Source organism: Acinetobacter sp. ANC 5054, assembly GCF_002135295.1.
In the GTDB taxonomy this organism is placed as follows: domain Bacteria; phylum Pseudomonadota; class Gammaproteobacteria; order Pseudomonadales; family Moraxellaceae; genus Acinetobacter.
The window spans coordinates 64888-86171 of record NZ_NEGG01000002.1; the positions used below are offsets into that span (position 1 = coordinate 64888).

The following is a 21284-nucleotide window of genomic DNA, read 5'->3' on the forward strand; positions in this document are numbered from 1 at the left end:
AGTTAAATCTTAATAAAAAAGCGCTTCGAAAAGCGCTTTTTTAACTTAAATCATTTCATTAACAAGGACACTTTTTCATACCGCGCCCTGCAGATGGATAACGCGCATCTACGCAGTAACGATAAAAGGTTTTGGCATCCATCGCGTCCAAGTCTGGATGATGTTTTGCCATATGTTCCAAATAATTTTGATAATCTGGAACACCCACCATTAGACGAAAGCTTTGTTGTAAGCGCTGCCAAAGCGTCGCAATCCGTGACCAATTTTTAGGATTCAGGATCAAATCCTTTTGCGACATGATGGTCATTTTGATGATTTTATAAATCACCGTTTTACCACTTTTTGCAAATTTTAGATTCATCACCATCTCCGCATTAATGTTGATTTGATGCAACAATGTCTTCAGGGTCACGATAAACCGCTTCAGATTCATTCACTGTTGGTACAGGACTTGCCAATGCTCTACGAATCACACCAATTGCAGCAACCACCATTACCACAGCAACAATCATAAAGAATGCGCAAAGTACGGCATTAATTTGATTTGAGAACGCAACCGTTTGCATTTCTGCCATGGTTTTTGCTGGTGCTAAAAGTTCATTTTTAGCAATCGCTGCATTAAAACGATCTGCCTGTGCCAAGAAACCAATTTTCGGGTTTTCATGGAAGATTTTTTGCCAGCCGGCGGTCATACAGGTAATGAATAGGAAAACTGTTGGAAGAATGGTGATCCACACATATTTTTCTTTCTTCATCTTAAACAGAATGACTGTACCTAAAATCAGTGCCATTGCTGCAAGCATTTGGTTACCAATACCAAATAGTGGCCATAAGCTGTTAATACCACCGAGCGGATCGACTACGCCTTGATAGACGAAGAAGCCCCAGCCAGCAACTGCAACCGCTGTACCGAGCAAGTTACCAAAGAAATTATGTGAATTTTTCACCGCTGGAATCACGATACCTACAGTATCTTGCACCATGAAACGGCAAGCACGAGTACCCGCATCTACTGCCGTTAAAATGAATAATGCTTCGAACAGGATTGCAAAGTGATACCAGAATGCCATCATTGAACGGTTATTAAAGATCTCCGTGATGATATGCGCCATACCAATAGCAAAAGTCGGTGCACCGCCTGTACGTGACAGAATCGAGCTTTCACCCACTTCTTGAGCCAGTAAGCTAAGCGTTTCTGGTGTTACTACAAAGCCAAGATTACGAACCGCTTCAGCTGCAGATTCTACCGTTGTCCCCAGTACTGCTGCAGGCGCATTAATTGCAAAATACACACCCGGCTCAAGCACAGTCGCACAAACCATTGCCATAATCGCAACGAAAGACTCCATGAGCATGCCGCCATAACCAATCACACGAATATCGGCTTCGTTGTTAACTAGTTTTGGTGTCGTACCTGAAGAAACCAAGGCATGGAAACCTGAAATCGCACCACAAGCAATGGTAATGAATAAGAATGGGAACATCGAACCTGCAAATACAGGACCTGTGCCATCCACAAAATGCGTTACAGACGGCATTTTCAGCATTGGCATCGCCACCATAATGCCGACTGCCAAACCTGCAATCACACCAATTTTTAAGAAGGTTGATAGATAATCACGTGGTGCGAGTAATAACCATACAGGTAATACTGAAGCCACAAAACCGTAACCAATCAGCCACCACGTTAATTCAGTACCACTTAAAGTAAAGAATGGGCCCCAGTATGGATGTTGAGCAACATCACCACCGAAAATAATACCTGCCATCATCAACACAAATCCAATGATGGAGACTTCTGCAATTTTACCTGGGCGCAAGTAACGCATGTAGATGCCCATGAAAATCGCAATAGGCACAGTGGCAGCAATACTGAATACACCCCACGGACTATTGGTCAATGCTTTTACCACCACTAATGCAAGAACTGCGAGGATGATGATCATTACACCTAATGCACCGAGCATGACAACGATACCAGCAAAGGAACCAAGTTCCTGCTTAGCCATTTCACCCAGTGAACGGCCATCTCGACGTGTCGATATAAACAAGACCAAAAAGTCTTGCACTGCACCTGCCAAAACCACACCGACTAAAAGCCAAATTGTGCCCGGCAAATAACCCATTTGTGCAGCGAGAATTGGACCAACTAATGGTCCTGCTCCAGCAATCGCGGCAAAGTGATGCCCAAACAATACGCTTTTATTGGTTGGTACATAGTCCAAACCATCATTGAGCCGATGCGCTGGCGTTAAACGCCGTGGGTTGAGCTCAAAAACTTTGGTCGCGATAAATAAGCTGTAAAAGCGGTAAGCAATACTGTACACACAGATTGCTGCCAAGATTAGCCACACAGCATTGACATGCTCACCGCGGCTGACTGCGAGTATCCCAAAGGAAACTGCACCCACAATTGCGACAAGTATCCAGATCAGCTTTGAAGCTAGTCCAGGTTTCTTTTGAATAGATTCCATTTCAATCCCTCATATCTGTTTGCATTAAATCAGCTTTAATTTTTTCTTGTTCGAGGTACTGCTGTTTCTTCCCTTGCGACTCTACTCCTCAAGTTTTACTTTTCATCTAATACTTTGGCATAAAAAAAGGGATGATTTTCATCATCCCTTTCGATAATAGTCTATTTTTAAACCATTATGCACGTTCTAAATAATCACCCGTACGAGTATCTACACGAACGCTTTCTTCTTGCTGTACAAATAATGGAACACGTACAACTGCACCAGTTTCAAGCTTAGCAGGTTTACCGCCACCGCCTGAAGTATCACCACGTACACCTGGATCAGTTTCAACGATTTTTAATACCACGAAGTTCGGTGCACTTACGTTCAATGGAACACCATTGAAAAGCATGATTGTGCACAATTCGTTAGAGTCGTCTTTTAACCATTTTGCAGCGTCGCCCATAGCAACTTTATCTGCAGCAATTTGTTCAAAAGATTCAGGGTCCATGAAGTTCCACATTTCGCCATCGTTATACAAGTAGTTCATTTCTACTTCTTGGATGTCTGCAGCTTCAAGAGATTCGCCAGATTTAAATGTTTTTTCTAACACTTTACCTGAACGTAGGTTACGTAATTTTACGCGGTTAAAAGCTTGGCCTTTACCTGGTTTTACGTATTCATTTTCCATGATTGAACATGGGTTACCGTCAAGCATGACCTTAAGGCCCGACTTGAAATCATTCGTAGAATAATAGGCCATGACTGGCTCACTCCAAACTTACTAACTTTAATCTATAGATGCTATGGGCTGTAACATGTCATTTAGCAAGGACTGACTTGAACATTTGCTGCCGCATGCACATTAATGTGATATTGCGTATTCTAAATGACCAATGCACTTTGTCGCAACGAAAAATTCCCTCTTAAAGGGGCTAAGCTGCTTAAGTTACACACAGACATCAAAGAACTTTGTTTATACAACGCTTATGAACAGGTAAAATCAGCGATTATGAAAAGTTAAATAGACAGTTTTCTCAAATCTTTTCTTTTATAAATTGCCCAAAAATTGAAGGTATTTATAAATGAATTACAACTGACTTTCGACTTTTTACTTCAATCACTACCCTGCATTTTTAAACTTTCGGCATGATAAACTATTTATTTCAAGAGCAAAACTGGCAAACTCAGCTGAGTGATCTCATCACTGATCCTCAAGAATTACTCGAAACACTTGAGCTTTCTCAAGAGCAACTACTCTCGGGTGCAATACTGGCTGTAGACCAATTTCGCTTACGTGTACCACGTGCGTTTGTCGGAAAAATGCAAAAAGGCAATCCGTTAGATCCACTTCTATTACAAGTATTGCCACACCATTTAGAACTTGAAGAACATGCGGGCTTTGTCACAGATCCACTCGGTGAAGAACAGGCCAATCAACAACCAGGTGTCTTACATAAGTATAAATCACGTTTCTTGCTGACGCTGACGGGTGCCTGTGCGATTCATTGCCGTTACTGTTTCCGACGTCATTTCCCCTATCAAGAAAACCTACCTAAAAATGATGATTGGCCAAATATTAAGCAATATATAGAAGAGCAACCCGATATCAATGAGGTTATTTTAAGCGGTGGTGACCCACTCACCCTGTCAAATCGGAAATTAAAAGTCTGGATTGAACGCTTAGAGTCTCTGCCCCAAATAAAATTTTTGAGAATTCATTCACGGGTTCCTATCGTAATCCCCAACCGTGTCGATGAAGAGCTTGTTTCTATTTTAAAAAACAGTAGGCTACGGATTATTCTGGTGGTACACTCAAATCATGCATCTGAGCTTGATGACTTCACGTGTAGCCAGCTTCAACAGCTAGTAAAATGTGGAATTACCGTGCTTAACCAAGCCGTATTATTGAAAGGGGTCAATGATTCTGCTGATGTACTCGTCGAGTTAAGTTATCGTTTATTCGACGCTGGCATAATGCCTTATTATTTACATGTTCTAGACAAAGTTAAAGGTGCTCATCATTTTGATACACCAGCAAAGAACATAGATTTAATTTATAAAAAAGTTTTAGAGAATCTACCGGGTTATTTGGTTCCTAAACTTGTACGGGAAATTGCGGGCGAAAAAAACAAGACACCGCTTTTTGGGGCTTCAACTTTTTGAGTTAAATAATAACGATGACCATGCATACTTCAGATACGTTCTACAATCCGACTGAATTAAAGCTGGATAAACTGAGCTTTTGTCCAACCAATGCCAAAGGTTTACAAGAGTGGTTAAATGGCATTTCCATTTTGCAGCTTGGGACTTCCTCAAAGGCGTTATTTAATGCATTACTTGAAATTTCAGAGTTGAAATGCCAAGAAATGCTTCGCTTTGATTTAGTTCAGATTTTGCATCCTACGCTCGAAAGTGTCCTAACTAGCTTAGAAAAGCACTTCACCAATCAAAGTTTGATTACGACAGATCGTAATGATCAAATTATTGAATTGGCAATGTTGCTGCGTAGCCATTTTGCTAAAATTTATATTGATATCGCCAAACGCTGTAATGAACAACTTAATCAGCAAAAATTTTCGATTTTTTCGTTTGGACATAAAAAAAGCTTACAAACCGCTCGTATTGCCTCAATTTATTACGCACTACAACAATTAAGCCTGTTGTTATATCAACAACACATGCTCTATACCACGCCTACAACTGGGCAATGGATTGCAGCACATCAATTGATTGAATGTGCAATTGAGCATAATTTCTATCAAAGCAATGTAAATCAACTCTTGGGTACACAACACCCAATTGCCAATATTGCACAGGCATATGCGCAACTCATATTGCTGGATATTTTTAATAACAACCAAATCCGTCCTGCTGAAATCCAAGGTCTGTATCTATGTAGTTTTGATTGGGCAAAACTGGTTCAGATCTTACCGAAAGAATCTACATTTTCACGCTATATTGTCGACACGACAAAAGATCACCCACCAATTTATAATTCGAAACAAGATCATTCCTATAAACCGAATGTGTATATTTCGACACAAAATTTACTTGAGCATTTAACTGAAACACAAACGAAAAATGGCAATTATCTATCGAAAAATGAAAAGCTATTTTTAACACCAGCTTTGTATTTCCACATTCATAACATCTTGACCAATAATACAGAACGTCGTCATGAGCGTTATGAGTATTCAGCACAAATTAATGTTTGCTTCAGTTTGATGGTCGCCCACTTCTACTTATCTAAAGGTAAAAACTTTTCAGAAACTTTAGATTTAGAGGGCAATTACCAATTCCATAATGAAGCATCATTTGTAAACTCGACGGATTCCAATATTCCAACGGGTATGACCAATGCTAAAGCCTTAGACCGTGAAGCTAAACAAATTTACTCTGCTGAAGTTTTAGATATCAGTGTGAATGGTTATCGTATTAAATGGTCGGGTAGCACACCTGCAAACTTAAAAACGGGTGAATTCATACTGATTCAAGAAAATGAGCAAAGCCAATGGCGTGGCGGTGTTATTCGTTGGATTAAACAATCGACAGAGAAGAGTCTTGAACTAGGACTGGAGGTATTGGCACAAGATTTATATCCATGTTCTGCCCACATCCGTACAGATCGTAACTCGACCAACCACCAACCCGCTTTATTGGTCCAAACCACACAACTCGACCAAGTTTCAACAACTTTAATTTTACCTGGGGCAAATCTTTTCCGCGAAAAGCAAACGATTCACCTTCGTTTAGGAAAAGAAGATTTGAAAGTTTACCTCACCAAATCACAACTGGTGACGCAAAGCTTTATACGTTTTGAATATGAATTATTGAATGAAGAGCAAGAAAATGTCGTTAAAGACTTTATTGCAAAACAGAGCAATGAAATCAAAAATAATGACTTATGGGAAGCATTGAAGTGAGAAATCCATTACTATCCAAAAAGCTAAAACGTACAGAAACCCGATTACTCATTATTGATGATAATCAAATACGTTTTAATCAGATACGTGATCTATTGACCGACAGCGAGCATCAAGTTCATGCCACTTTACTGGATGATCTTCAAAACTTTGAAAAGCAGCTGAATCTCAATTGGGATTTAATCATTTTCGGCCGAGCTTATGATTTAAAATATGAGCAAGCGCTTAGCCTCGTTCAATTGTCTAGCCAACCCAATTTACCAATTATTTTACTTAAACCTGAAGACTACCAAGCTGAACAATATGCTGGCTTAATCAAAAAAGGCATATATGATATCGTCGATTTAGCAGAACCTGAAAATTTCTATATCGGTCTGATTCGTGCTTTGTCATTCAGTCGTTTGCAGCAATCTCAGCAACATTTAATGGAAGAGCTGGAAACAGCCCAAATCCAAACCCAGTCTTTGGTTGAAGATAGCCGTAAAGCTGTTGCCGTGATTCAAGAAGGGATTCACATTCAAGCCAATGCAGAATACTTAACTTTATTTGGTCTTAAAAACGAAGACGAAATTATTGGTCTTCCTTTACTCGATTTATTACAACCAAATGATCTTAATGATTTTAAACAACGCTTTAAAAAAATTAGTCAAGGTCAGCTAGATCTTGGACGTTTCGACCTTTCATCACAAAACAATGCTGTATCAGGTCAAAACCCACTGAAACTTGAGTTTCTTGCTGCTGCCGAAGAAGATGCACTGCAATTAGCCATTGAGATGAATAATTCAGGTTCGGCTACATCTAGCAGTCCTGCCGTTGAAGCCAATGGACAAAAACAAAAAGTTTTCCAGAAAATCAACCGTACGATTACCAAACAACCTTCAAACATCAATGCACTGGTGATTTTCACCCTGTCATCTTGCACTGACGCAGTTCTACAAAATGATTGGAATACCTTTAAAAGCTATTTCAGCAACATCAAGGATTTCTTAAAAGATCAAACGCATGCGCCATTATTTAGTTTAGACAATGGTGCAATTATCGCATTATTCCAAGCTGATAATCAGGCGAAGCTAGAATCTAAATTGATTGGTCTCAATACCTTAAGTAAGCCTCAATTACTAAATGTCAATCATGAGTCTTATCCTTTAAATCTTCGTATTGGTTATACCGTCATCGACAACGAAATTCGAGATGATGCACAATTTGAAAATTATGTTTCACATGCTTTTGCTACTGCCCTACCAACCAATCAGCAGGCGCCAGAAATCGACCTCAACATTCCACTTGAGTTAGATATTCCAACACTAGATTTTGGCACGCCAGACGTACAAGTTACCCCTATCACAATTAATGATGAAGCGCCTATTCTAAAAGCACTTCGTGGTTGCCTAGAACGCAGTGAACTTCATTTAAAATACCAACAATTGTACGACAAAGAAGACTCTCATCTTTATACCTATGAAGTTACGAGTGGATTTATTTTCGAAAATAAATGGCAAGATATCGCTCAACTACGTGAATTGGCAGAAGACTCAGAACTTTCAATTAAATTGGATCGTTGGATTTTGGTTGAATCATGCAAACAATTGCATAATTTTATCACCCAATTCCCTGAGGCTAAGTTGATCGTTAATTTAAACAAGGAAGTGTTATATAACGATCGCACCTTCCCTGAGTTTATTTCTAAGTTGATTACAATTATTCGTAGTAAGCTGAAAAATCCATTGATTTTACAATTTGCAGAAGAAGACATTCAATTAAATGTTGCGGCAGCCCAGAAAGCCTTTATTGAATTGCGTAAGAATGGCGCGGATTTAGCCTTACGTAATTTTGGTCACTCCATGTATAGCGAAACTCTGTTACGTCAAATAGATGTGAATTGTTTAACGCTAGATAGCAGCTTGACCAAAATGCTGGCAAATGACAAATCATGCCAAGAGCTCCAAGAGAAAATCAACGGATATCATGAAATTAAAAATGTTGAAATATTGCTACGCGAATTAAATGATATGACTTTATTCGCGAACGCATGGAATGTTGAAGCTCGCTTTATTCAAGGTGATTACTTCCAGAAAAAACTCGATCACTTGATTGATGTCCAAGATCAGTAATCACCATCTATAAAAAAGCCGAGTCAAATGACCCGGCTTTTTTATATTGCTTTTACAAATTTATCTTTTACTAAATCTCTAGCATAAAAAAACGGGCTAAATGCCCGTTTTTTCTCATTTTGAGGATTAGTCGCGTTTGATTGAACGAGACATACCAGCAAAACGTTGTTTGAATTTGTCGATACGACCGCCAGTGTCAACGTTTTTCTGTTTACCAGTGTAGAATGGGTGGCAAGCAGAACATACGTCTAGGTAAACAGTTTCTTTACCAAGAGCTGAACGAGTTTCGATTACGTTACCACATGAACAAGTAGCAACTAAAGTGTCATATTTTGGGTGAATATCGGCGCGCATCGTCGATTACTCCATAAAATTTAAGAAGGTTTTGCTGTCATCGCAATTGACCACTCTTCTGCAAGCAGAAGGAAGTGCTGTCACCAGCAGATCAACACCATAACAGACCATTCTTTTGGCCCACCGAGACGGCTTCCGTCAGAGCTAAGCACAACAAGTTGGGGCAAATTATAGCTGATTTTTTACTGTTAATAAATAGCTCATTGTGGTTGCGTTGCTTTCCTTTGGGCTTCCACTCGCTCAAACATTGCTTTGTACTGTAATTCTAAGGTTTGTTGGAAAGCGTGTTGATCAAATTGATTCAACCGCTGAATCAACACTGGGCAATAGGTGGCTGCATCTAACTGTTGTAATGATCTACTCATTATTATCAACATTTCTTGGCTCTGTTGCTTAAAGTCAGCTGCTATAGGTAAATTAAGATCCTGCTCTTGCAATGTTGCTACACCTTGTTTACGGACAGAGATTACCCCCTCTTTTGCAGCTTTGAGCACTTTTTCTTTAGCATCTGCATAAGCTTGTTCAAGCTCAGCATTGCGCTGTGGTTGTTTATCACGGCAAAAATCTAGCATCGGCTGTAGCGTCAGCAAAGGCATTTTTTCCAATATATCTCGATTAGTTTGTAGCGTTAAATCTTCGTGAGCATGGCATAACTGACCAATATTGAGCATTAAAACGAATACAGCAATTCTTCTTTTCATTTTTATCCATTTTGCTTTAAATTTTAGCTATATATAACATACTCTATACAACAAACGCAGTTTACATGCCCCATAAAAAACTCGGAACATCCCGAGTTTTTTCATACGACAATTCTTAGATCAAATGCAATTTATTCAATACCACGACTTTGCTTAGACCATAAATTCGCAATCACGCCGCAGACCATCAACTGGATTTGATGAAAGATCATGATCGGCAGAACGATCATCCCCAATGGTTGGCCAATGAATAAGATTTGCGCCATTGGTACACCACTTGCCAAAGTCTTTTTTGATCCACAAAAGAAAATGGTTTTTTGATCTGCTCGATTAAAACCCAACCATCTTGGCACATAAAGAACTAAAAGCATGACAATCGTTAACAAGACCGAACATGCCACAATCAGCAAGAACAAAGTCATACCACTAACTTGTTGCCAAAGCCCTGCTACAACTGCACTACTGAATGCACCATAGACCACCATCAAAATTGAACCTTGATCGAAAACCTTCACAATATTCGGCATTTTTTTCATATAAGGGAAAATCCAAGGCCGTAAAATCTGCCCCAGTACAAATGGGACCAACAGCAGCAAAGTGATTTGGATAATCGATGCTGTTGGATCATAACCATGTGTCGATTGACCCAAAATAAAATACGCCACCAATGCTGGCGTGATAAACATGCCAATCAAATTTGAAAACGAAGCACTACATACTGCGCCTGCAACATTGCCTTGTGCCACAGAAGTAAATGCAATGGAGGACTGTACGGTAGAAGGCAAAAAGCACATAAACAAGAAACCCCAATACAGTTGCTGTCCAAGCATCGGCAAAAGTATAGGTTTCGCTAACAACCCAAGAATCGGAAATATTGCAAAAGTAAACGCAAAGACGAAAGCGTGCATTTTCCAATGCATAATGCCTTCCACCACCGCTTCACGTGATAATTTAGCACCATGCAAGAAGAATAGAATCGCAATCGCCGCAGTGGTAATCACCCCAAAAATATCGGCTGCCTGCCCACTGACTGGAAAGAAAGTTGCTAGTATTACCATGATAAAAAGTAAAATCGTAAAGCGATCCAATGCCAGAAGTTTTAACATGACTACATCCTGTATTTCTTTTAAATATGAATTACTTTAAATATGGATTACAGACATAAAAATGCCCTGTAAGCCAAATTTACCTTAGAGTAAATTTCATCTTACTGGGCATCTAAAATAAAGCCAGCATTTCAAGCCCATATTCACTATTTAGTAGATTGATACCCTTATAAATACGAATGAGGCTATTGATACTGAATTTTCAATTAATTATTGCGAGCATTTGAATCCTGCTGAATAAGCTCAATTTTATAGCCATCTGGATCTTCAACAAACGCAATGACTGTGACACCGCCTTTCATTGGACCAGCTTCACGTACCACATTGCCACCGCGCGCTTTAATGTCTTCACAGGCTTTGTAGGCATCGTCCACAGCAATCGCAATATGTCCATAGGCATTACCTAACTCATAATGGTCTGTATCCCAGTTATGGGTTAATTCAAGGACCGTGTGATTTTCTTCATCACCATAGCCAACAAATGCCAGAGTAAAACGCCCTTCTTCGTAGTCACGTTTACGAAGCAGAGTCATACCGAGTACTTCAGTATAGAACGCCAAAGAACGTTCTAAATTGCCTACACGTAGCATGGTATGTAACATGCGCATAATTGTATTTCCACAGTCGATTATTCTTGATCAATACTATAGGGATATAAGCTGGAAAGTTCAATTTAAGCGAGCTAGAACATAAGCTATTTAAAGGGGTATAACCCAAATAATGGAATTGATTTGCTTAGGCTATTTCAAAAACGCATGTAAGCATTAAAAAAGCCACTTGAGTCAGTGGCTTTTTTTACAAAATATGAATTAACTAGATTTTTGCTCATGCTCTTTTAAAAGCTTTCCAACCCAAACCACTAAAATCAAAATTGGAATACCAATTAACGTGGTCATTAAGAAGAAGTTTGGATAGCCAATATTGGTCACAATCGTACCCGAGTAACCACCCAGAATTTTCGGGGTTAAGGTCATCAATGAGCTGAAAATAGCATATTGAACGGCTGTAAATGAAACACTGGTTAAGCTCGATAAAAAAGCAATAAATGCGGCACCTGCTAAACCTGAAGCCAAGTTATCGACAATGATGGCAAAATATAACCACAGTGAACTGTAAGACTTAATCACTTTACCTTTTAGCTCTACTTGCCCCTGATCTGCTGTCGCCAAATTTATCGGCTGAATATCAATATCCAATGTACCTGACATGTTTGCAGAAGTATTTACTGTATAGCTGTGTTCTTGGCTCGATATTACATCTGTACCGTTTAGCAATTGTACTGTCACTTTTTTAGTTGCAGATGCAGCCAATTCCTTACCCGGAATCACAGCACTAAAAATACCTTCTTTGTCGAGTTTGGCATCAAACGTTTTCCCATCCAAAAGCACTTGTAACTTTTGATTTTCACTCAGTTGTTGTGCAAATTGTCCACGAACCACGATGCTATTTTGACTTTCATTGGCATTAATTAAGTTATCAGCAGTAACAGGCAATATCAGCAGTTCATTTACAGTTGCACCATTCAAATATGGCATAGCAACATTGACTGGTGCAGACGTATCATTTAAGTAGCCCGCACTGGCCTGAATCGTTTGTGCCGATTTTAAACTTGCTACAGGAACATTGACTTTCCAAACCCCTGTTTCATCAGGATGCACTGTATACTTTTGCCCACCAGCAGTGACTTCAACCTCACTTAAAGGCTGACCCGACTTAACCAGTCCAATAAAAATCAAGTTCGTTGAACTCGCCAAGATCGCACCTACAAACATCAGCTTCATGATGTTCATACGTTGTGCAAGTAAACCGCCTAAGAACCCACCGACAAGACTGAAAATGACACCATAAACTTTTACGGCTTCAGCAATTTGTTCTTTGCTAAAGTTCAAATCTTGGTAGAACACATTGGAAATTACACCCGCTATAATGTCTGAAATACGATAGAAACCAATGAGCAATAACAAGACTAAAGCGAGTTTCATGCCATAGCGTTTAAAGAAGTCAGCAATCGGGTTGACCCAAGTTTCAAAAGCCATCTGTTTATTGACAGCGCCCGCTTTCACCAAAAGTGTACCCACAGCTAAAGCTGCTGCACCAGATCCTATAAAACGAACCGCCTCCATACAGAATAATAAAAATGAATCTGTGATTTCCCATGCAGATTTTAGGGCATCTACAACTGCACCTGAATAAATATAGCTCAGCACAAAAGTAATGACCGCACAGAAAAAGACAGCAACTAACCTGTAATAATCTGTACGTTTATATTCTTTGTGAATTCGGTCAACTTGCGGCTCACGAATACAAAGTGTGGTAACAATACCTACGACCATCACCGCAGCCATAGCGAGGTAAGTATACTTCCATGCTTCATAAATGTAGTTGCCTTTGGCAGTCCCTAGATATGCTGCTAGAAAGAGTGCTCCCGCACCCGCGACAATCATTCCGATACGATAACCAGCGTTGTATGTTGAAGCCAACACCGTTTGCATTTCAGTTTCTGCAAGCTCAATACGGTATGCATCGATCACAATGTCTTGGGTAGCCGCTGAAAAGCCCAACAACACAGCTCCAGCCGCCATTTGGTAAATATAATTTTGACCAAGTGCTGGATCTGAAAATGCCATAATTGAAATGGCACAGATAATAAGTACCTGAGCAATGAGCAACCAAGCGCGACGTCGTCCCAATATTTTCGTTAAAAATGGAACGGGAAGCTCATCAATTAATGGTGCCCAAACAAATTTAAATGAATAGCCCAGTGCGGCCCAACTAAAAAATGTCACCGCACTTTTATCAATTCCGGCTTCCCCCAACCAAAGCGATAGGCTAGAAAAGATTAAAAGAATTGGAATACCGGCTGAAAAACCAAGGAACAGCATAATCAATGCACGGCGGTCTAAAAATGCTGTAAAAGCAGATTTCCATCCTGAAGCTTGTGTTGTCATGACTCAGTTATTTTTGTCAAAAATCGAATGTTGCTATTCAATCGCTTAATTGCCTTGGTTTCAACCACAATTATGAAATCATTGTTCTATTTTTATCGATTATTCGGCTGTGCTCGCTTGATCTTTACCACTAAACCTGTATACCTTTAATCTATATCCCTTATCTTATGTTTTGGATTCAACAGTGACCCAGAGACTTGAACAAACTCACTCTTCTTTAGCAACAACAACCGTAAAAGACACCAGCACGAATAATCCACAAGATACAGTAACGTCACTCAAGAGCGCTTTTGATCAACCTGATATTCAAAACACCTTAACCAAAACTCAGCTGCAACCTGTGCAGTTAACCCATACACCTGATTTAAAAAAAATTCCAACCTCGACTAAACGCATTAAACCGCTAAACGATTTCTTGGGGCAAGATCGAGCACGTGCATCTGTAGAAGCGGGTATTGCCCTGCCTTATTCAGGCTACAACATTTTTGCTGTGGGAACCGCAGGTTTAGGTAAGCGCACCATGATAAAGCGTTTACTGCAACAACACGCGAAAAATATGCCTACTCCTGAAGATTGGGTATATGTAAATAACTTTAAATTTCCGCGTGAACCTTTAGCCCTTAGGCTCCCTGCCGGACAAGCGACCAAATTTCAAACTTTGCTGCATCAAACTTGGCAAACGGTGTTAAAGCAACTGGAACGTCGATTTACAGCAGAAACCTACCACAACCGAATTGAAATGATTCGCCAACATGCTGGCGACGAGCAACATCAAGCCCTTGTCGATTTAACCCGTGAAGGCGAAGAACTCGATTTAAAACTTATATCTCAAGAAGATGAACATTGTTTTGTCCCTGTACATTTGGTCGATAACAAATATCAAGAGATGTCCAAAGAAGATATAAACGCATTAAGTAATAAAGAACGTGCAGAAATTGCCTCTAATATGCGTTATATGGACAAAAAATTAGAGCGTTTAGGTCTGCATTTGGGTGATCTTGAAGATGATGCTCGCGATAAAGTCCAAGTCTTAAATCGTGAAATTGCCAAACAAGTAGTGATGCCACGTATTGATCAGCTTTTCAATAAATTTAGCTCTGTGGATGGGTTCGAAGATTATTTAAAATACTATGCAGATGACATTATTAATAATGTGGAGTTTGTACTTGAGCAAGAGGAAGATGATTTCACTCCAGGTCAGTTCAACCGTGTACCATCACGCTACCAAGCTAACATTATTGCCAGTCACAAACCGAACACTGGCGCACCTGTTATTTTTGAAGATTTCCCAACCCATTACAACTTATTGGGTCATGTGGAACAGCTTACTCAAAATGGTACGATCACCACAGATTTTACCTTAATTCGTCCGGGAGCATTGCATAAAGCCAATGGTGGCTTCTTAATTTTAGAAGCGGAACAATTGCTAGAACAACCTTATGCATGGCAAGGGCTAAAACGCGCACTTAAATCTGGACATTTAAAGCTGTCGTCACTTGAACATATGCTGACACTTACCGGCAGTATTTCCATTGAACCTGCTGCAATTGATTTAAATATCAAAGTAATTTTGTTGGCTGAACCTGATATTTACTACGATATTTTAGAGCTTGAACCAGAACTCGGTAGTGTATTTAAAATCCGTGCTGACTTTACAGATACATTACAACGTAATGACATTAATGAGCAGGCCTATATGCAGCTCATCGCAGATTACGTACAAACAGATAAGTTATTACCTTTCGATCGTTCTGCTTTAGCAGCTTTGCTTACTGACTCTAGTCGCCAAGCTGAAGACCAAAGTTCATTGTCATTACATGCGCTCACCCTCGGAGATTTAATAAGAGAAGCACATCATCACGCGGCCCTTGCCGGTGACAAGATGGTGACAGAAAATCACATCAATACAGCACTGGATCACCGTAAATATCGTCTCGGTTATTTACGTGAATTATATTGGCAGGACCTGAGTCGTGGTACGCAGCTAATAGAAACAAAAGGCCATCGTTTTGGACAAATTAATGCGCTTTCTGTCATTCAATATGCAGATGTTGAATTTGGTTTACCTTCCCGTTTAACTGCTTCGGTTTACCAAGGTGGTGGTGATATTTTAGATATTGAGCGTAGTGTAGAACTTGGCGGCTCATTACATGCCAAAGGCGTGCTCCTCATGTCGAGCTTCCTCAAAGCTCACTTCGGTCGTGAACAAATTTTACATTTCTCTGCTGCCCTTGCCTTTGAACAAAGCTATGGTCAAGTCGATGGAGACAGTGCAACAGTTGCCGAACTTTCTGCATTAATTTCTGCAATTAGCCAATTACCAATTGATCAGTCTTGGGCTATTACAGGCTCAATGAACCAGCTTGGACAAGTTCAACCAATTGGTGGTGTAAATGCCAAAATTGAAGGTTTCTATGATGCCTGCAAGCTACAAGGTTTAACGGGTAAACAAGGTGTGATTATTCCACGTCAAAATATGCAGCATCTAATGCTACGTAAAGATGTGATTGAAGCTGTGCAAAATGGTCAATTCCATATTCATGCCATAGATACCATTGATCAGGCCTTAGAAATATTAATGGCACGTCCTGTGGGCACATTGGATAAAAAAGGTCGCTATAGCAAAGACTCAATTTATGCTGCAGTCATGGCACAACTTGAATATTGGCAAGCCATTGAAGATGGTGCTGAGTTTGAGGAAGAAGAGCCGAAGAAAAAGAAAAAAAAGAAGAAAGCTAAAAAGGACAAAAAGGCAAAAAAGTCTGAATCGAAAACTGATACTTCAACAGAAGTAGAAAATGTCGCGCAGGATAATGAGAAGAGTGATTCAGCTGAAACTGAATAAATCAGCCTGAATGCTTCAATTGTCGTTTTATTCGTCGATACACATCAAAATATTGATGTATATCGACACTAAAATGTAAAAAAATTATGGGCATATTGAATTTTTGCCATGAAAAAAGCGCCAATTTGGCGCTTTTTTTACAGCTTAAATTTATACAAATTAAGCTTCTGGAGCTGGACTGAATTCTTCAACCAAAGTTTTCAATTCACCTTTTTGGAACATATCCAGCATAATGTCGCTACCGCCGATCAATTCACCATTGATCCATAATTGCGGGAAAGTTGGCCAGTTCGCAATTTTAGGGAGAGTTGCGCGAATATCTTGATTTTCAAGAATATTTACATAAGCGAATGGACGGCCAATTTGACTGAGTGCTTCTACAGCACGAGCAGAGAAACCACACTGTGGAAACTGTGGAGTACCTTTCATGTAAAGTAGAACTGCGTGTTTAGCAATTTGGTCACGAATTAACGCTTCTGTATCGCGTACTTGATCAGTCATTGATATATCCTCAATAAATCTGCTTCGCATTATACCCAAATCTGAGTAAAACAATATGTCTAAAGCAATATTTCACGTTTTATTTACATTTCAGCTTTTCATTCGAGGCATATTTTGATTATATAGTCCTCTTGACGCTTATATTGATATGGCGTCACCTCTATATTATTTCAATCACCTGACAGATAGAGTTAGTCATGAATAACATTACCCTTGCCCCTGTACAAACTGATCAACCATCACATTTGATGCCGGTATTTGGCCGCCAACCGATCAGCTTCGTCCGAGGACAAGGTGCTCACCTATATACAGCAGATGGCACTGAATATTTAGATGCATTAACAGGTATTGCAGTATGTGGTCTAGGTCATTCTCACTCTGCAATTACTGCTGCTATTGCAGAACAAGCTGCAACACTTATTCATACCAGTAACTTATTTGAAGTGCCTTGGCAAACTGCGGCGGCGCAAAAGCTTGCTGAAGTCGCGGGTATGGAAGAAGTATTCTTCTCAAATAGTGGTGCGGAATCAAACGAAGGTGCAATCAAAATTGCACGTAAATTTGGTCATATGCAAGGCGTTGCTTCCCCTAAAATTATTGTAGCGGATCATTCTTTCCATGGTCGTACCATGGCAACTTTATCTGCAACTGGTAACAAAAAAGTTCAAGAAGGTTTTGCCCCACTGGTTGAAGGTTTTATTCGCGTTCCATTTGGTGATGTTGAAGCTATCGAAGAAGCTGCGATTAACCACCCTGACATTGTGGCTATCTTGATTGAACCGATTCAAGGTGAAGGCGGTGTAAATACTGCACCTCAAGGTTTTAGCTACCTTGAAGACATTCGTCGTATTTGTAACCAAAACAATTGGTTAATGATGTTAGATGAAGTGCAAACAGGTAATGGCCGTACAGGTAAATACTTCGCATACCAACACACAGACATCATTCCTGATGTATTAACAACTGCAAAAGGTCTAGGAAATGGCTTCCCGATTGGTGCAGTCATGACTCAAGGTCGTGGTGTTGGTGTTTTAACAGCGGGTAACCACGGTTCAACTTATAGCGGTACAGCTTTGGGTTCACGTGTGGTTTATACTGTTATTGATACGATCCAAAAAGAAAACCTCGTTGAAAATGCTGCCAACATGGGTGCATACCTTGTTGATCAATTTACAGCAAAATTAGCTGATCAAAATATCACTGTTCGTGGTTTTGGTTTAATGGTGGGTATTGAATTACCAAAAGCATGTGGTGAATTGGTTGCGATTGCACGTGATGAACATCATATGATTATCAATGTTACCGCAGGCTCCGTCATTCGTTTATTGCCTACATTAAATATTAACAAAGACCAAGCCGATCAATTGATAGAACGTATTGTTAAAATGGTTAAAAACTTTTTAGCTTAACGCTCAGATTATTATAAAAAAAGCCGCATTACGCGGCTTTTTTTATTGTTATTTAAAAACTTATAATAAATTTATGATGCTTCTTGGTAAATTCGCCCACCAGGTAACTGGCTAAAATATTGTTTCAATGCATCTAAACAGCGATGAATCTTTGTTGGCTGCTGATCACGTTTAGACATTACCGCATATAAAGTAAATGATGGTAAACGCCATTCAGGTAAAACTTCAACCAACGAACCGTTTAATAAATCTTTCTGAATATCAAGGTATAAGATTTTTGCAACCCCATGACCCTGTAAGCACATTGTTTTTGCAACCTGCACATTATTTGTGGTAAAGCGTGAATTTAATTCAATATTCACGTGATCTTTAGTCACTACGTGCTCAAAATTTAATTTTTGATAATTTTTAACCAAATTGATATGAACCATATCGTGGTTGAGCAAATCTTCTGGACTTGAAATATGCGGCGTTTGATTTATATAACTTGGTGCAGCAACTAAAACTTGTTCAACATGTGCCAATGGAACAACATGGAATTGTTGATCGTCAATGTTTGAGCTCATTCTTAATGCGATATCAATACGTCCATCAATTAGGTCGATATATTGATTGTCTGCTTCAAGATGCACAGCTAAGCCACGATGTGCCGACATCCAATGTGATAAGGCTGGAATGACGTGATTTTCGCATAGCTCAGGCGTTGAAGCGATACGTAAATCACCTACGAGATCATCTCGTAATTCATTGATTCTAATTTTACCGCGCTCGGCAGCTGAAAGCATTTCTTGGCAGCTGTGAAAAAAAGCCTGTCCAGCTTCAGTCAAACTTAACTTTCGTGTAGAACGATGTAAAAGTATGACTTCCATATCTTGCTCAAGAGAGCGTATTTGCTGGCTAACGGCACTGGTGGTAATTCCTAACTCACGAGCAGCACCGCTAAACGAATTTTTTTCCACAACGCAAGCAAAAACACCCATTGCTCGGAGTTGATCTAACATAAATTTCCCTCATAAACTTATGAGAAGCTTCATCAAATGATAAAAGCAACTCATTGTATTATACGGGGATATCCATGTTTTGCATTATAAATTTAATTATTTGGTAAAACTGTTGTCGGATTAATTGGCTTACCGTCTAAACGTACTTGAAACTCAAGCATTGTACGATTTGTACCCGATGAACCCATCTCACCAATTTGCTGACCTGCTTTCACCGTCTCACCACTTTTAACAATCATTTTGTTGTTATGCGCATAAGCCGTAATATAGCCATTAATATGCTTAATCAGAATCAAATTACCATATTCTTTTAAGCCATCTGCGGCATAAACCACTTGACCATCTGCAGCAGCAAAAATCGCATCCCCCACATTACCAGAGTAACGAGTGCCCTTCACATTTGAAGCTAAGTTATAACCTTGCAATACAGTTGGACGCGACACTGGGCTAACCCAACGCAGACTAGATGAAGTCACAGCAGGTGTCGGAACTGGTGTACGTGTAATAGTAGAAGGTGATGTAGTTGCTGGTGTAACTGGTGCAGTTTGCGTTGGCATCGCAATGGTTTGACGTTGAATTGGCGCTGCTTGCGTCATCGCTTGAGTGGCGGTCGTACGACGTGCACCACCATTTTTCAAGCGAATGGATTGCCCCACATAAATACGATATGGCTGGGCAATATCATTCATTTCAGCAATGCTGACATAGCTCAAACCATAACGAGCAGCAATACCACTCAATGTATCACCCGAGCGAACTGTATAATAATCTGGTGCAGTCGCATAACGAGTCGCATTATTAATTTGTGGTTTTGAAGCACAGCCAGTAATTACAACAGTGGTAATCACCGCAGCAGATAAAACAAGGGTCTTAAACAATGCTGCAGGAGCGGCAATAATGCGATTTTGTGACACCGGGGACATCATCTTCCTCACTAATAATTCAAACTATAGTCATTATGAATGGGCTAAGATTAGCAAAAAACCGCTCTAAAAAAGTTGCGGCTTAGCCATTTTCACAAAGTTATAACATTAATACTTATGATTTCGACAACTCTGCGTGCAAGTTGTTCAAAATCTCGTAGTTTGTAGCATCCATTTGTATAGGCGTAACACTGACATAACCATTAGCCACTGCAAAAAAATCAGACTCAATGTGTGTTAAACCTTTTTTAGGGTCGGCGACTGCCTCACCTGCCAAGCCAATCCAATACACTTGACGTCCACGTGGGTCGACATGACTGGTAATAGGTTTAGATTGTAAACGACGACCTTGGTACGTTACTTTGGTTCCCAAAAGCTCGGGCACATCTGGAATATTAATATTTAAAATATGGCGCGGCGGAACTTTAGGAATGCCGCGTGCAATAAAATCATGCACCCATTTTGCAGCCACTGCATAGTCTTGTGGACTGTTATAACTTCGCACATTCGGTCCCGCCAAAGATAAAGCGATAGCTGGCTGTTTCATTAAACGACCTTCAAATGCAGCACCGACTGTACCCGAATACAAAACATCATCACCTAAATTTGCACCGCTATTAATCCCGCTCACCACAAGGTCAAATTCAAAGTCAAATAAACCATTCATAGAAAGATACACACAGTCTGCTGGTGTGCCATTAACTGCCCACATGTCTGGTGCAATTTCGACTGGTCGCAACGGGCGATCTAAGGTCAAAGCACTTGAATATCCACTACGTTCACTTTCAGGCGCTACAATGACGACGCGACCTAAAGGACGCAAGGCTTGTGCAAGTGCTTGGATACCGGGAGCAAAAACACCATCATCGTTAGCAATCAATATATTCACAACTAAATTCCATGACTAAAAAATTAAAATGACTCGCAAGAACATTTTATTGAAATATATGAATAATTATATATATTTACTGTTTAACATCCAGCATAAATGTGTGTGTACAAA

At 39.8% G+C, this 21284-nt stretch carries 17 protein-coding genes; 5 read left to right on the forward strand and 12 right to left on the reverse strand.

Annotation, left to right across the window (positions count from 1 at the left end):
- Window positions 1-58: 58 nt before the first annotated feature.
- From B9T33_RS02615 to efp, 3 genes are all read right to left on the reverse strand, one after another.
- Window positions 59-364: a YbdD/YjiX family protein gene (locus B9T33_RS02615; protein WP_171263562.1), complete on the reverse strand. Its 306-nt coding sequence runs from the start codon at window positions 362-364 to the stop codon at window positions 59-61.
- A gap of 10 nt (window positions 365-374) precedes the next feature.
- On the reverse strand, window positions 375-2474 hold the full coding sequence (locus B9T33_RS02620) for a carbon starvation CstA family protein (RefSeq protein WP_086177405.1): 2100 nt from the start codon (window positions 2472-2474) through the stop codon (window positions 375-377).
- Between the two features lie 175 nt (window positions 2475-2649).
- Complete coding sequence (gene efp / locus B9T33_RS02625; protein WP_086177406.1) at window positions 2650-3219, reverse strand: elongation factor P; 570 nt, start codon at window positions 3217-3219, stop codon at window positions 2650-2652.
- A gap of 386 nt (window positions 3220-3605) precedes the next feature.
- Between efp and epmB the strand changes: the two genes are divergently transcribed.
- Genes epmB through B9T33_RS02640 form a run of 3 tightly spaced genes read left to right on the forward strand, consistent with a single transcriptional unit; the run spans window position 3606 to window position 8493 of the window.
- The gene (gene epmB / locus B9T33_RS02630; protein ID WP_086177407.1) at window positions 3606-4622 is read left to right on the forward strand and encodes an EF-P beta-lysylation protein EpmB; all 1017 of its coding nucleotides are present in this window, start codon (window positions 3606-3608) and stop codon (window positions 4620-4622) included.
- A gap of 14 nt (window positions 4623-4636) precedes the next feature.
- On the forward strand, window positions 4637-6382 hold the full coding sequence (locus tag B9T33_RS02635; RefSeq protein WP_086177607.1) for a GTPase: 1746 nt from the start codon (window positions 4637-4639) through the stop codon (window positions 6380-6382).
- The gene (locus B9T33_RS02640; RefSeq protein ID WP_086177408.1) at window positions 6364-8493 is read left to right on the forward strand and encodes an EAL domain-containing protein; all 2130 of its coding nucleotides are present in this window, start codon (window positions 6364-6366) and stop codon (window positions 8491-8493) included. Before B9T33_RS02635 ends, B9T33_RS02640 begins: the two co-directional genes overlap by 19 nt.
- Window positions 8494-8619: 126 nt before the next feature.
- On the opposite strand, the gene rpmE is transcribed toward B9T33_RS02640, so the two are convergent.
- The 5 genes from rpmE to B9T33_RS02665 form a co-directional block, all read right to left on the reverse strand.
- Window positions 8620-8847 (reverse strand): 50S ribosomal protein L31, encoded by a 228-nt coding sequence (gene rpmE / locus B9T33_RS02645; protein WP_086177409.1) that lies wholly within the window; start codon window positions 8845-8847, stop codon window positions 8620-8622.
- 200 nt (window positions 8848-9047) lie between these two features.
- Window positions 9048-9548: a hypothetical protein gene (locus B9T33_RS02650; RefSeq protein ID WP_143223990.1), complete on the reverse strand. Its 501-nt coding sequence runs from the start codon at window positions 9546-9548 to the stop codon at window positions 9048-9050.
- Window positions 9549-9679: 131 nt separating this feature from the next.
- On the reverse strand, window positions 9680-10654 hold the full coding sequence (locus B9T33_RS02655) for a bile acid:sodium symporter family protein (RefSeq protein ID WP_086177411.1): 975 nt from the start codon (window positions 10652-10654) through the stop codon (window positions 9680-9682).
- Between the two features lie 206 nt (window positions 10655-10860).
- On the reverse strand, window positions 10861-11262 hold the full coding sequence (gloA, locus tag B9T33_RS02660) for a lactoylglutathione lyase (RefSeq protein WP_086177412.1): 402 nt from the start codon (window positions 11260-11262) through the stop codon (window positions 10861-10863).
- Between the two features lie 201 nt (window positions 11263-11463).
- Entirely contained in the window at window positions 11464-13602 is a 2139-nt protein-coding gene (locus B9T33_RS02665) for an AmpG family muropeptide MFS transporter (RefSeq protein ID WP_086177413.1), read from the reverse strand.
- A gap of 184 nt (window positions 13603-13786) precedes the next feature.
- Between B9T33_RS02665 and B9T33_RS02670 the strand changes: the two genes are divergently transcribed.
- Window positions 13787-16447, forward strand: coding sequence for a Lon protease family protein (locus tag B9T33_RS02670; protein WP_086177414.1), 2661 nt, complete (start codon window positions 13787-13789; stop codon window positions 16445-16447).
- A gap of 159 nt (window positions 16448-16606) precedes the next feature.
- Here the strand turns inward: B9T33_RS02670 and grxD are convergent, their stop codons facing one another.
- Window positions 16607-16948, reverse strand: a complete 342-nt coding sequence (gene grxD / locus B9T33_RS02675; protein ID WP_086177415.1) for a Grx4 family monothiol glutaredoxin — start codon at window positions 16946-16948, stop codon at window positions 16607-16609.
- A gap of 197 nt (window positions 16949-17145) precedes the next feature.
- Here grxD and B9T33_RS02680 point away from each other — a divergent pair, with 197 nt between their 5' ends.
- Entirely contained in the window at window positions 17146-18357 is a 1212-nt protein-coding gene (locus B9T33_RS02680; protein ID WP_086177416.1) for an aspartate aminotransferase family protein, read from the forward strand.
- A gap of 71 nt (window positions 18358-18428) precedes the next feature.
- Here B9T33_RS02680 and B9T33_RS02685 read toward each other — a convergent pair whose 3' ends face one another.
- From B9T33_RS02685 to surE, 3 genes are all read right to left on the reverse strand, one after another.
- Window positions 18429-19358: a LysR family transcriptional regulator gene (locus B9T33_RS02685; RefSeq protein ID WP_086177417.1), complete on the reverse strand. Its 930-nt coding sequence runs from the start codon at window positions 19356-19358 to the stop codon at window positions 18429-18431.
- A gap of 92 nt (window positions 19359-19450) precedes the next feature.
- Window positions 19451-20281, reverse strand: coding sequence for a peptidoglycan DD-metalloendopeptidase family protein (locus B9T33_RS02690; protein ID WP_086177418.1), 831 nt, complete (start codon window positions 20279-20281; stop codon window positions 19451-19453).
- A 115-nt stretch (window positions 20282-20396) separates the two neighbouring features.
- Window positions 20397-21170, reverse strand: a complete 774-nt coding sequence (gene surE, locus B9T33_RS02695) for a 5'/3'-nucleotidase SurE (protein WP_086177419.1) — start codon at window positions 21168-21170, stop codon at window positions 20397-20399.
- Between the last annotated feature and the right edge of the window lie 114 nt (window positions 21171-21284).